The sequence below is a fragment of the Streptomyces sp. NBC_01477 genome, assembly GCF_036227245.1.
In the GTDB taxonomy this organism is placed as follows: domain Bacteria; phylum Actinomycetota; class Actinomycetes; order Streptomycetales; family Streptomycetaceae; genus Actinacidiphila.
The window spans coordinates 8,356,559-8,371,243 of the sequence record NZ_CP109445.1 but is presented as its reverse complement, the minus strand read 5'-3'; the positions used below and the strand labels follow the sequence as shown (position 1 = coordinate 8,371,243).

1 protein-coding gene (running past one end of the window) is annotated in these 14,685 nt (G+C 74.3%); it reads right to left on the bottom strand.

What is annotated here, in order from left to right:
- Nucleotides 1-14,685: the start of a type I polyketide synthase gene (locus OHA86_RS35720; protein WP_329182089.1), read on the bottom strand. Its footprint begins 17,868 nt before the window's first position; the window shows 14,685 of its 32,553 coding nt (coding positions 1-14,685); the start codon lies at nt 14,683-14,685; the stop codon falls past the left edge of the window.

The following is a 14,685-nucleotide window of genomic DNA, read 5'->3' as shown; positions in this document are numbered from 1 at the left end:
CGACTGCGCAAGGCCGCGGCCGGCCTCGGGCAGCTCGATCTCGGCGAGGATCCGGTCGCCGTCCCGCCACGCCCGGGTCAGCCCCTGGAACACCGGGCCGTAGGCGAACCCGGCTTCACCGAGTTGCTCGTAGAAGCCCGCGGTGTCGAGCGGTGTCGCCTCGGGCGGCGGCCATGCCTGGGTGACCGGGTCGAACGCCGTCCCGGCGAGAACCCGGCCACCGTCGCTCAACTGGCCGGTGGCGTGCCGGACCCACTCCTCCTGCCCGTCGGGGCGCGCGTACACGGCCACGTGCCGCCTGCGTGTCCCGGGATCGGCGTCGCCGACCACGACCTGCAACTGCACGCCGCCCTGGGCGGGCAGCACCAGCGGTGCCTCCAGGACCAGTTCCTCCAGCCGGTCGCAGCCCACGCTGTCGGCCGCGCGGACAGCCATCTCGACGTACGCGGTCCCGGGCAGCACCGGGACGCCGCGCACGGTGTAGTCGGCGAGCCAGGGGTGGGTGCGCAAGGCCAGCCGGCTGGTGAACAGCACGCCGTCCGTCTGCGGCAGCGGCACCGTCGCGCCCAGCAACGGATGCTGCGCGGAGCTCAGACCGGCCGCGGTCACGTCGGCGGCCGCGGTGGCCGGTTCCGGCCAGAAGCGTTCGTGCTGGAACGCGTACGTCGGCAACACGACGCGCTTGGCGTCGCAACCGTCGAACACCGTCGCCCAGTCCACGGGGACGCCGTGCGCGTACGCCTGCGCGAGCGCCAGCGCCATCCGGGGGAAGCCACCTTCACCGCGGCGCAGGGTGCCCATCACGACGGCGGATTCGCGACCATCGACAATGTCCTGGACGGCGGGCGCCAGCACCGGGTGCGGGCTGACCTCGACCACCACGTCCGGTCCCGAGTCGAGGGCGGCCGTGAGCGCGTCCTCGAACCGCACGGTGTTGCGCAGGTTCCGGTACCAGTACCCGGCGTCCCACTGCGCGGTGTCCATCACCTCACCGGTCACCGAGGAGTAGACCGGGATCTCCGCGGACCGCGGCGCGATCGGCGCCAGGTCGGTCAGCAGCCGCTCCTCGATCCGCTCCACCAGCCGCGAGTGCGACGCGTAGTCCACAGCGATCCTGCGTGCCTGGATCTCCCGCTCACGGCAGTCGGCCAGCAGCCGCTCCAAAGCACCGGCTTCACCCGCGACAACCGTCGACGACGGCCCGTTGACCACTGCCAGCGACACGTCCGGGTGATCCGCGAGCAACTCCCGCACCCGGCCAACCGGCACCGGCAGGGCCACCATCCCCCCGCCACCAGCAAGCTCCTCGGCGATCGCCCGGCTGCGCAACGCCACGACGCGCGCCCCGTCCTCCAGTGACAGACCACCGGCGACACACGCCGCCGCGATCTCACCCTGGGAGTGCCCCACCACCGCCGCGGGCTCCACACCGAACGACCGCCACACAGCCGCCAGCGACACCATCACCGCCCACAACACCGGCTGCACGACGTCGACTCGCGCCAACGCCTCCTCGTCACCGAGCGCCTGCTCCAGCGACCAGTCGGTGAACGGCGCCAACGCCTCCCCGCACTCACGCATCGATCCGGCGAACACCGGCGACCGCGTGTACAGGTCCTGCGCCATCCCGACCCACTGCGCGCCTTGGCCGGGGAACGCGAACACCACGCGACCACCGGAGCGGGCGACGCCCCGGGCCACGCCCGGGGAAGGCCGGCCACCGGCCGCCGCGCGCAAACCCGCCAGCAGCTCCTCCCGGTCGGCGCCCACCACCACCAACCGGTGGTCGAACACCTCACGCGAGCCGAGCAACGACCACGCCACGTCGACGGGACCCAGCGACGGATCGGCACCGACGTGCTCCAGCAACCGGGACGCCTGCTCCTGAGCGGCCTCGGCCGACTTCCCCGACACCACCCACGGCACGACACCGTCCTCCGCGGACGACTGTCGCGCCGGAGCGCCGGACTCTTCGGGCGGGGCTTCGAGAATCACGTGCGCGTTGGTGCCGCTGACCCCGAACGCGGACACTCCGGCCCGGCGCGGGCGGCCGGTCTCCGGCCACGGCATCGCCTCCGTGAGCAGGCGCACGTCGCCCTGGGACCAGTCCACCTGGGCCGACGGTTCGTCCACGTGCAGCGTCTTCGGCAGCACCCCGTGCCGCAGCGCCATGACCATCTTGATCACACCGCCGACACCGGCCGCCGCCTGGGCGTGCCCGATGTTCGACTTCAGCGAGCCCAGCCACAACGGCCGATCCTCGGGCCGGTCCTGACCGTACGTCGCCAGCAACGCGTCGGCCTCGATCGGGTCGCCCAGCTTCGTACCCGTGCCGTGCGCCTCGACCACATCCACATCCGAGGCGGACAGCCCCGCCGCCGCGAGGGCCTGCCGGATCACCCGCTGCTGCGACGGACCGTTCGGCGCCGTCAAACCGTTGGAAGCGCCGTCCTGGTTCACCGCACTCGACCGCAGCAGGGCGAGCACCTCATGGCCGTTGCGCCGGGCGTCCGACAACCGCTCCAGCACCACCACACCCACGCCTTCGGACCAGCCGGTCCCGTCGGCCGCGTCCGCGAACGACTTGCAGCGGCCGTCCGCCGCCAGCGCGCCCTGCGCGGTGAAGCCGACGAACGCGTCGGGCGTGGGCATCACCATGACCCCGCCCGCCAGCGCCAGCGAGCACTCACCCGCCCGCAACGCCTGCGCGGCCAGGTGCATCGCCACCAGCGAGGACGAGCACGCCGTGTCCACACTCACCGCCGGCCCTTCCAGCCCCAGCGTGTAGGACACCCGGCCCGAGATCACACTGCCCGCGCCACCGACGATGAGATGCCCCTGCGACTGATCGCCGGAGTGGGACGCCAGTTCGGTGTAGCCGGTCTGGTAGGCGCCGACGAACACACCGGTGGGACTGCCCGCCAGCGACGAGGGCGTGATCCCCGCCTGTTCCAGCGCTTCCCACGAGGTTTCGAGCAGCAGCCGCTGCTGCGGATCGGTCGCCAGCGCCTCCCGCGGCGACATCCGGAAGAACGCCGCGTCGAAGTCGCCGACGCCGTCGAGGAAACCGCCTTCGCCGGCCTCCACGAGGCCGTCCGTCCCGAGCAGTTCGTCCAGGTCCCAGCCACGATCGGTCGGGAACGGGGTGACGCCGTCGGTCTCGTCGATGACCAGCCGCCACAGGTCGTCAGGACCCGCCACCCCGCCCGGGAACCGGCACGCCATGCCGACCAGGACGACGGGGTCGTCGGTGACCGGGACGAGCGCGGGCACCGCGGCCGCCTCTGCCGCGCGGGCCTGGCCGAACTGACCGGCCAGGTGCGCCGCGAGCCGGCTCACGGTCGGGTAGTCGAACACCAGGCCGGCGGGAAGGCTCGTCCCCGTGCCGGCTTGCAGCAGGTTGCGCAGCTCGACCGCCATCAGCGAGTCGAAGCCCAGGTCCTTGAACGGCTGGTCCTCGTCGATCCGCGTGCCGGCCGCGTGCCCCAGTACGACCGCCGCCGATGTGCCGATCAGATCGAGCAGCGCTGCCCGCCGTCGCTCCTGCGACAGGCCCGCAAGCCGCGCCGCGGACCCCTCGGAACTCGCGTCGTCCACCTGCGAGCCGCCCAGTGCCTCGGCGACCTCGGCCAGATCCGACAGCAGAGCGCTCGGCCGGACCGCGGTGAACACCGGAGCGAACCGGCTCCAGTCGAGGTCGGTGACGACGACTGTCGTGTCGTTCTCGTGCAGCGCGCGTTGCAGCGCGGCGATCGCCAGCTCGGGCCGCATCGGCACGACACCCAGCAGGTCCAGTTCGTCCCGCTCGGCCGCGGCCAGGCCCAAGGCCATGCCGGTCTCGCCCCACGAGCCCCAGGCGACCGATGTCGCGGTCCGGCCCCGCGCACGGCGGTGCTGCGCGAGCGCGTCGAGGGAGGCGTTGCCCGCGGCGTACGCGGCCTGCCCGCCGCTGCCCCACGCCGCCGCCCCGGAGGAGAACAGCACGAACGCGTCGAGGTCCAGGTCACCGGTCAGCTCGTCCAGATGCCGTGCACCGTCGGCCTTCACCCGCAGTTGACGCGCGAACCGCTCCGGGGTCGTCGCCGCCAGCGCCACGTCGTCGTCCATGACCCCGGCGGCGTGCACCACCGTCCGCAACGGCCATTCGTCCGGCAGGTCCGCCAGTACCTCGGCCAGCGCGGCGCGGTCGGCCACATCGCAGGCCACCACGCTCACCCGCGCGCCCGCGGCTTCGAGTTCCTGCCGGATCTCGTCGGCGCCCTCGGCCGCCGGTCCGCGCCGGCTCAGCAGCACGAGGTGTTCGGCGCCCCGCTCGACCAGCCACCGGGCGGTCCGCGCGCCCAGGCCGCCGGTGCCTCCGGTGACCAGCGCGGTCCCGGACGTCGTCCACGACGGCGGACCGGAGGTCTTCGCCGGGGCGTGCACCAGCCGGCGACCGTAGCAGCCGGAGGAGCGGACCGCGATCTGGTCCTCGCCCGCGGAGTCCGACACGGCGGCGGCGAACCGGCGCGCGGTGCGAATGTCCGGTGTTCCGGGCAGGTCCACCAGACCTCCCCACAGCTCGGGCTCCTCCAGCGCGGCGACCCGGCCGAGCCCTAGGAACGCGCCCTGCCCCGGAGCGGTCACCGGGTCGTGGTGCCCGATCGACACGGCGCCCCGCGTCACCACCCACAGGCGGGCGGACAGACCGCTGTCCCGCAACGCCCGCAGCAGCACGGTGACCGACACCAGCCCGGTCGCCGTGTCCGGCTCGAGCGCCACCGGCGCCAGCACGCCGGCCACCCGGACGTCCGGACCGGCGGCTTCGCTCAGTTTCCGGGCGAGCGCCGCGCGATCGGGTCCGCTGTGTTCGAGCACCCGCGTCTCGGCGCCCATGGCGTCGACGATCTCCCGGGTCCCCGCGTCGTCACCGGTTCCGGTCGGTATCACGACCAGCCAGCGGCCGGGCGCCGGAGCCGTGGGTGCCGCGCTGCCCAGCGGCTTCCACGTCTCCCGGTACCGCCATCCGTCCACTGTGGACTCGTCGCGGCGACGCGTACGCCACGACGCCAGTGCCGGCAGCACCGAAGCGGCCGAGGCGCTGTCGAGGCCGAGCGTGTCCGCCAGTGCCTCGACGTCCCTGTGCTCCACCGACGTCCAGAGCCGCTCGTCGGCCGGGTCGGCAGACGCCCGGGACGTGACCGCGGCCGGCTCCGGCCAGAACCGCTGCCGCTGGAAGGCGTAGGTCGGCAGCGGAACGCGGGTGGCGCCCCGGCCGGCGAACACCCCGGCCCAGTCCACGGACACACCCTGCGCGTACAGCTGCCCGAGCGCCGCGAGCACGGTGAGCACGTCGTCGTGCCCGCGCCGCAGCATCGGCGCCACCGCCGTGTCCGGAGCGCAACTGTGCTGCGCCGGCCCCGACAGCACCGCGTCCGGGCCGAGTTCCAGCAACGCCGTCACGCCCTGTTCGGCCAGCCGTCGCACCCCGTCGGCGAACCGGACCGTGCCGCGCACCTGCCGGACCCAGTACGCCGGCGAGCACAGGTCCTCGGTGGCGGGTTCGCCGGTCAGGTTCGACACGATCGGGATCCGCGGCGGCCGGAACTCCACCGACTCCAGGACGCCGGTGAACTCCGCCAGCATCGGATCCATCAAGGACGAGTGGAACGCGTGCGACACCCGCAACCGCGTCACCTTGGCGCCACGCCCGGCCGCGGCGGCGGTTACCCGCTCGACGTCTTCTCGCGGACCGGAAAGGACGACCGAGCCGGCGGTGTTCACCGCCGCGATCGAGACCCCCTCGGGGAGCAGGTCCGCGACCTCGGCCTCGGCGAGCTCGACGGCGGCCATGGCCCCGCCCGAAGGCAGCGCCTGCATCAGCCGCGCCCGCGCCGCCACCACCCGGCAGGCGTCAGCCAGCGACCACACCCCGGCCACGTACGCGGCCGTGATCTCACCGATCGAATGCCCCAGCAGGTAGTCCGGAGTCACCCCGAACGCGCGCAGCACCTCGAACAGGGCCGCTTCCACGGTGAACAGCGCCGGCTGCGCCCAGCCCGTCTCGTTGATCAGCTCCGCGTCCCGGCCCCACATCACCTCACGCAACGGCCGGTCCAGCAACGGATCCAGCTCGGCCGCGATCATGTCGACGGTGGACGCGAACACCGCGGACCGGTCGTAGAGGTCCCGCGCCATCCCGATCCGCTGCGCGCCCTGACCCGGGAACAGCACGCCCACCCGGTGCTCGGGCCGGACCGTGTCCCACGCCGCTCCCGGGGCCGGGTTGCCGGCCGCGACCGCTCGCAGCCCTGCCACCAGTTCGTCCCGGTCCTCGCCCGCCAGTACGACGCGGTGGTCGAGAGCCGACCGCGAACGGGCCAGCGACCAGCCGATATCCACCGCGTTGTGCGACGGGTCCGCTTCCACGAACTCCAGCAGCCGAGCCGCCTGCGCCCGCAGCGCCTGCTCGGACTTCCCGGACAGCACCCACGGCACGCCGTCGGCCAGGACACTCACCGCACCGGCCGCCGCGGGCTCGGCCGTCGCGGGTTCGGCCGGAGAGCCGACGGGGGCTTCGAGGACGGCGTGCGCGTTCGTGCCGCTGATCCCGAACGAGGACACGCCGAACCGGCGCGGATGCCCGTTCTCCGGCCAGGGCATCGCCTCGGTCAGCAGCCGCACCTTGCCCTGGGACCAGTCGATCCGCGCCGAGGGCTCGTCGACGTGGAGGGTCCTGGGCAGCACGCCGTGCCGCATGGCCATGACCATCTTGATCACACCGCCCACGCCGGCCGCGGCCTGGGTGTGCCCGATGTTCGACTTCAGCGATCCCAGCCACAACGGCCGGTCCCCGGGGCGGTCCTGACCGTAGGTGGCCAGGATCGCCTCGGCCTCGATGGGGTCGCCGAGCCGGGTGCCGGTGCCGTGGGCCTCCACCACGTCGATGTCCGAGGCGGACAGTCCCGCGGCGGCCAGCGCCTGCCGGATCACCCGCTGCTGTGAGGGACCGTTGGGCGCCGTCAGGCCGTTGGAGGCGCCGTCCTGGTTCACCGCGCTCGACCGCAGCACCGCGAGCACCTCGTGGCCGTTGCGGCGCGCGTCCGACAACCGCTCCAGCACCACGAGGCCGACCCCCTCGGACCACCCGGTCCCGTCGGCGTCGTCCGAGAACGACTTGCACCGGCCGTCGGCGGCCAGGCCGCCCTGCGCCGTGAACTCCACGAATCCCTCGGAGCCGGCCATCACCGTGACCCCGCCCGCCAGCGCGAGCGAGCACTCACCCGCCCGCAGTGCCTGCGCCGCCAGGTGCATCGCCACCAGCGACGACGAGCACGCCGTGTCCACACTCACCGCAGGACCCTCCAGGCCCAGCGCGTAGGACACCCGGCCGGACAGCACACTGGCCAAGTTGCCGGTGAGCAGGTGCCCCTGCGGGCTCTGGGGCGAGCGGGAGACCAGATCGCCGTAGCCGGACTGGTAGACGCCGGTGAAAACACCGGTCGAGCTGCCCGCCAGCGCGGCGGGGTCGATCCCCGCGTTTTCCAGCGCCTCCCAGGAAATCTCCAGCAGCAGCCGCTGCTGCGGATCGGTGGCCAGCGCCTCACGCGGCGAGATACCGAAGAACGCCGCGTCGAAGTCGGCGACCCCGTCGAGGAAACCGCCCTGGTCGGTGGCGGAGCGGCCGGGCCCGTCGATGCCCCGCAGCGCGTCGAGGTCCCAGCCGCGGTCGGCGGGGAACGGTGTGATGGCATCGGCTTCCCCCAGGACCAGCTGCCACAGACCGTCCGGATCGGTCACCCCGCCCGGGTAGCGGCAGGCCATCCCCACCAGCACGACGGGGTCGTCGGCCACGGGCGCCGGTATCACCGTCGGCGGCGCCTCCGGCTCCGCGGCGGGGGCCTGCCCGAACCCGCGGGACAGGTACTCGGCCAGCCGGGCCACGGTCGGGTAGTCGAACACCACACCGGTCGGCAGCGCGAGCCCCGTCCTCGCCCGCAGCAGGTTGCGCAGCTCGACCGAGGTCAGCGAGTCGAACCCGAGCGCCTTGAACGGCTGTGTGGTGCTGATCTGCGTACCCGCGTTGTGCCGCAGCACCGCTGCCGCGGCCTCGCGCACCACATCGACGAGCGCCCGCCGGCGCTCCACGTCGGACAGTCCTGCCAGCCGCGTGCCCAGCCCGTCCCGGCTGTCCGTGGTGTTGTCGGCCGCGCGGCGCCGGGCGCCGCCGGCCAGGGACCGCCACACAGCCGGCACGTCCGCCTGAGCGCGCAACGCCGCCACGTTCAGCCGGGTCAGTCCCAGCGCCGGCGCACCGGCGCGCAGCGCGCGGTCGAACAGCGCGAGGCCCTGCGCCACCGTCAACTCCGGCGTGGCCGACTGCGCGATGCGCCGCAGGTCGGTGTCGGAAAGGCTGCCGACCAGGCCGACCTCGGTCGTCCACGGACCCCAGGCCATCGACAGAGCCGGCAGTCCCGCGTCGTGGCGCTGCTGCATGAGCGCGTCCAGGAATACGTTGCCCGCGGCGTAGTTGCCCTGCCCGCCGTTGCCGAGGAGGCCCGCGACGGACGAGAAGACCGCGAACAGGGCCAGGTCGTGGTCGCGGGTCAGCTCGTGCAGGTACCAGGCCACGTCGGCCTTCGGGGCGAGGACCCGGTCGAGCTGTTCGCGCGACAGCGATCCGATCACCCCGTCCTCGAGCACCGCCGCGGTGTGCACGACACCTGTCACCGGGTGCTCCGCAGGCACGGACGCCAGCGCGTCGGCCACGGCTCGCCGGTCGGTCACGTCGCACGCCGAGACGGTCGTCTCGGCGCCGAGCCGCGCCAGGTCCGCCACCAGTTCGGTGGCGCCGGGTGCCTCCGGGCCGCGCCGGCTGAGCAGCAGCAGGTGCCGGACGCCCTGCTCGGTCACCAGGTGCCGGGCGAAGAGACCGCCCAGGCCACCCGTGCCGCCCGTGATCACGACCGTGCCGTCGCCGTCCAGGACCGGACCCGCTCCGTCGGCCGGGCTCACGCGGGTCAGACGAGCGGCGTGCAGCCGGCCGGCGCGCAACGCCAGTTGCGGCTCCTGCGCGGCCAGGATCCGGCCCAGCACGGCGGTGTCCGGCTCGGTGTCGGTGTCGACGAGGACGAACCGGCCGGGGTTCTCGGTCTGCGCCGATCGCATCAGGCCCCACACCGCGGCCGCGGCCGGATCGGTGACCGTGTCCCCCGGCAGGGCGGCGATCGCGCCCGTGGTCGCCACAACCAGCGGCGTGGCGGCGAACCGCTCGTCGCTCAGCCAGTGCTGCACCTGCTCCAGCACCCACCCGGTGACGCCGTGGACGGATTCCACGACCGCGTCCGGGTCCCCGGACACCGGCAGCACCACCACCGGTGGCAGCGGGCCCGCCGCCACCGCGGCCGCGATCGAACCGGGACGATCGACCACCAGCCGGCCCGTCACCGCGGCGGCATCACCGGCGCCGGTGATGCTCGGCCAGTCCAGCTTCACCAGTGCGCCGTCGCCGAGACCCGCGCTCAACGACTGCGCGGCCGGCGGCCGCACGGTCAGCGACCCGATCGACAGCACCGGAAGGCCGGTGGTGTCCGCGGCGGCCAGCGCGACCCCGTCCGGCCCGGTGCGGGTCATTGCCACCCGCAGCTTCGACGCTCCCGAGGCCCGCAGCACCACGTCGGTGAAGCCGGCCGGCAGCCCCTCCATTCCGGCGAGGTCTCCCGTCCGCATCGCTGAGTCGAGCAGCGCGGGGTGGATGCCGAACGCCTCCGCGCCGGTGTCCGCGGGAAGGCCGACCTCGGCCAGAATCTGGTCGCCGTGGCGCCAGGCACGGGTCAGGCCCCGGAACAGGGGACCGTAACCGAACCCGGCCGCGTCCAGCCGGTCGTAGAAACCCGAAGTGTCCACTTCGGTCGCGCCGGGCACGGGCCAGACCCCGGTCACGACGTCGAAGTCCGCGTCCGCGCGAACGCCGCTGCCGAGCACGCCGGTGGCGTGCCGGGTCCACACCTCCTGTCCGTCGGGGCACGCGTACACCGCCACGCTCCGGCGGGAGTCCGCGTCGGCGTCCGCGACCACCACCTGGACCCGTACGCCTCCTTCGGCGGGCACCACCAGCGCGGTGTCCACGGTCAGCTCGTCCAGCCGGTCACAGCCCACGCTGTCACCCGCCCGGACGGCCAGCTCCACGTAGCCGGCGCCGGGGAACAGCACGGTGTCGCGCACGGTGTGGTCGGCCAGCCACGGGTGCGTCCGCAGCGACAGCCGGCTCGTGAACAGCACGCCGTCCGTCTGCGGCAACGGCACCATCGCGCCGAGCAGCGGGTGCTCGGCCGGGCTCAGGCCCGCGGCGGTGACATCGGCGGGCGCCTCGGCGGTGTCGAACCAGAAGCGCTTGCGCTGGAAGGCATAGGTCGGCAGCGGCACACGCTTCGCGCCGGCGCCGGCGAACACGGCGGCCCAGTCGGCTTCCACCCCCGCGGCCACCACCTCGGCGAGCGCGGCGAGGAAGCGGCCCGCGCCGCCGTCGTCGCGGCGCAGCGTACCGGCCACCGCGACGCCCGGGTCCTGCTGCGCCTCCGCCACCTCGCCGATCGCGGTGGTCAGCACCGGGTGTGCCGAGACCTCGACGAAGACCTGGTGGCCCGACGCGATCAGCGCCTGCGTCGCGTCCCCGAAGCGGACCGCGTCGCGCAGGTTGCGGTACCAGTAGCCGGCGTCCACCCGGGAGGGGTCGGCCCACTGCCCGTCCACGGTGGACATCCACGGCACGTCGCCCGGTCGCGCGGTGATGTCGGCCAGCTCCGCGCGCAGCCGTTCCTCGATGGCGTCGACGTGCCCGGAGTGCCCGGCGAAGTCCACCCCGGGCAGCTGCCAGCGATGGACCCGCGCCTTCGACAGCACCCGGCCGAACTCGCCCAGCGCCTCGGCGTCACCCGAGACCGACACCGAGGCCGGCCCGTTGACCGCCGCGATCCACAGGCGGCCCGCCCACGGCCGCAGGGCTTCGGTGACCCAGTCCACGCTCGTGAGCACGGACAGCATCCCGCCGCGCCCGGTCAGCTCCTCGGCGATCATCCGGCTGCGCCGTGCGACGATCCGCGCCGCGTCGTCGAGGGTGAGGTACCCGCCGACGACCGCGGCCGCGAGCTCGCCCTGGGAATGCCCGACCACCGCGGCGGGCTCGACGCCGAAGGACCGCCAGAGCGCCGCGAGCGAAACCGCCACGGCCCACGACGCCGGCTGGAGCACGTCCACCCGCTCGAACCCGGGGGCGCCTTCGGCGCCACCGATCACCTCGGCCAGATCCCAGTCGACGTAAGGGGCCAGCGCGTCGGCGCACTCCCGCAGCCGCGCGGCGAACACCGCGGACGAGGCCATCAGGTCACGGCCCATCCCGGCCCACTGCGCGCCCTGGCCCGGGAACACGAAGACGGTCTTCACGCCGCCGGGCCGCGCGACGCCCCGCGACACTCCCGGCGCGGACTCGCCGGCCGCCGCGCTCCTCAGGCCCGCCAGCAGTTCGTCCCGGCCCGAGCCCGCCACCACGGCCCGGTGCTCGAACAGCGACCGGGAGCTGACCAGCGACCAGCCCACGTCGGCGGTGCGCAGGGCCGGGTCCGCCTCGACGAACTCCAGCAACCGGGCGGCCTGCGCCCGGACCGCCTCGTCCGACTTGCCGGACAGCACCCACAGCGTCGCACCGGAATCGGACGGCGCCCCGGGCGCCTCGTCCGGCGCCGCTTCACCGGGGGCTTCGAGGATCACGTGGGCGTTGGTGCCGCTGATGCCGAAGGAGGAGACCGCGGCCCGGTGCGGGCGGTTGTCGTCCGGCCAGGGGGTGGGGTCGGTGAGCAGCCGGACGGCCCCGGCCGACCAGTCGACGTGCGGGGTGGGCTCATCGGCGTGCAGGGTCCTGGGCAGCAGACCGTGCCGCATCGCCTGGACCATCTTGATGATCCCGGCGACCCCGGCCGCGGCCTGCGTGTGCCCGAGGTTGGACTTCACCGAGCCCAGCCACAGCGGACGCTCGCGGTCCTGCCCGTAGGTCGCCAGGATCGTCTGGGCCTCGATCGGGTCCCCGAGCCTCGTGCCGGTGCCGTGGGCCTCCACCACGTCCACCTCGGACGGTGCCAGGCCGGCATCGGCCAGTGCCTGCCGGATCACCCGCTGCTGCGACGGGCCGTTCGGCGCCGTCAGGCCGTTGGACGCCCCGTCCTGGTTGACCGCCGAACCCCGTACCACCGCCAGCACCTGGCGCCCGTTGCGCCGGGCGTCCGACAGCCGTTCCACGAGCAGCAGGCCCACGCCCTCACCCAGACCGAAGCCGTCGGCGGCGGCCGAGAACGCCTTGCACCGGCCGTCGCCGGCCAGCCCGCCCTGCCGGGAGAACTCCACGAACATGCCGAGGGTCGGCATCACCGTGGCGCCGCCGGCCACGGCGAGGTCGCACTGGCCCGCGCGCAGCGCCTGCACCGCAAGGTGCAGGGCTACCAGCGACGAGGAGCAGGCGGTGTCGATGGTGACCGCCGGGCCCTCCAGGCCGAGGCTGTACGCGATGCGGCCGGAGTGCACACTGCCGGTGGTGCCGGTGAACACGTACCCGCCGAAGCCGGTGTCGTCGCCCGTGCCGGGCCCGTACTCCAGCGTCATCGCGCCGATGAACACGCCGGTTCGGCTGCCGCGCACCGACGTCGGGTCGATGCCCGCGTGTTCGAACGTCTCCCACGACGTTTCCAGCAGCAACCGCTGCTGGGGGTCCATCACGGTGGCCTCGCGGGGCGAGATACCGAAGAAGTCGGCGTCGAACAGGTCCGCGTCGTGCACGAACCCGGCCTCACGCTGGTAGTAGTGGCCGGTCCGGTCCGTCTGGGGCGCGTAGGTCCCGGTGACGTCCCAGCCCCGGTTGGCGGGGAACGGCGTCAGCACGTCGGCGCCGCTCGCGACGATCTCCCACAGGCGGTCGGGGCCGTGGGCGCCACCCGGATACCGGCAACCCATCCCGACGATCACGATCGGGTCCTGGGTGGCAGGCGCGAACCGGTCCGGATCGTGACCGGCGCCGGGATCAGGACCGAAGAGCCGCTCGGCGAGGGCGGCGGCGAGCGCGGCGGGCGTCGGGTGGTCGAAGGTGACGGTGACCGGCAGCGCCAGCCCGCTGGCCGCCGACACCCGGTTGCGCACCTCGACCGCGGTCACCGAATCGAACCCCAGATCGCGGAAGGGCCGGTCCGGATCGACCGCGTCCGCCCCGTCCTCGCCCAGGGCGAGGACGACCTCGCGGCACACCAGCTCCGTCAGCGCCGCCTGCCGGCGGGCCGGCGCCAGGCCGGCCAGCTCACCGCGCAGCGAAGTGCCCGCGGTGGACTGCCCGGTGCCCGCCTCGGGCACGGGCAGGTCAGCCGGCGGCGCCGGGGCGTCGCCGGCGTACAGGGCATCGCCGCCGGGCTCGGCGCCGCCCACGTACACCTCGCCGAGTGACAGCAGGAACCTGCGGAGGTCTCCCTGGTCGCGGCGCAGCGAACCGCACACCGTCGCCGGAACCGCTCCGGATTCCACGGTCTCCTGCATCGCCGCGGTCAGCACCGGGTGCGGGCTGACTTCCACCAGCACCCGGCAGCCGTCGGCGAGCAGTGCCCTGGTGGCTTCCTCGAACCGCACCGGGTGGCGGAGGTTACTGCACCAGTATTCGGCGTCCAGCGCCACCTCGTCCCCGGGCAGCCGGGCGCCGAGGTGTGCCGAGTAGAACGGGAGCCGCGGCGGCCGGGGCCGGATCGGTTCGAGATCCCTCCGCATCGACGGCAGGATCTCGTCGATCTGCGGCGAATGCGCGGCCAGCCGCGCCGCCACCCGGCGGGCCGGGATCCCGTCGGCGGTCAGGGCCGCCACGAGCTCGCCGGCTGCTCCGGTGTCCCCGGACACCAGCACCGTGGCCGGCCCGTTCAGCGCGGCCACCACCAGCGCGTCCGGCCAGGCCGCCAACCGCTCGCGCACCAGTTGCTCGGGCGCGCGCACCGACACCATCCCGCCCCGGCCCTCGATCGTCGCCTGGGCCTGGCTCCACAGCGCCGCCACCCGCGCGCCGTCGTCCAGCGACAGCGCGCCGGCGACAACGGCCGCGGCCACCTCGCCCAGGCTGTGCCCGGCCACCGCGGCGGGCTCGATCCCCTGGGAGCGCCATACGTCGGCGAGCGCCACCATCATCGCGAACAGTGCGGGCTGCACCACGTCGACGCGGTCGAGGGGGGCCGGATCGCGCAGCACTTCCAGCAGGGACCAGTCCAAGAAGGGTTCCAGCGCCTGCGCGCACTCGTCGAGCCGGGCCCGGAACACCGGGGACTCGGCCAGCAGGTCCCTCGCCATCCCGGGCCACTGCCCGCCCTGGCCGGGAAACACGAACGCGACCGGCCCGCCGGGAGCGGCGCCCTCGACCAGCCCGGGCGCTCCGCGGCCCGCCGCCAGCGCCCGCAAGCCGTCGGCGAAGCCGGCTCGGTCGGCGGCGACGACGGCGGCGCGGTGCGGCCCGGTGGCGGCCATCGCACGCAATGCCGCGCCGACATCGGCCGGCCGCACGTCGGCCCGTGCGTCCAGGTACTCGGCCAGCCGCCCGGCGTGGGCACGCACCGACTCGAGGTGACCTCCGGGCAGCAGCAACGGCAACCAGTCCTGGCCGGAGCCGGCCGTCTGCTCAGCGCGCGCGGAACGCAT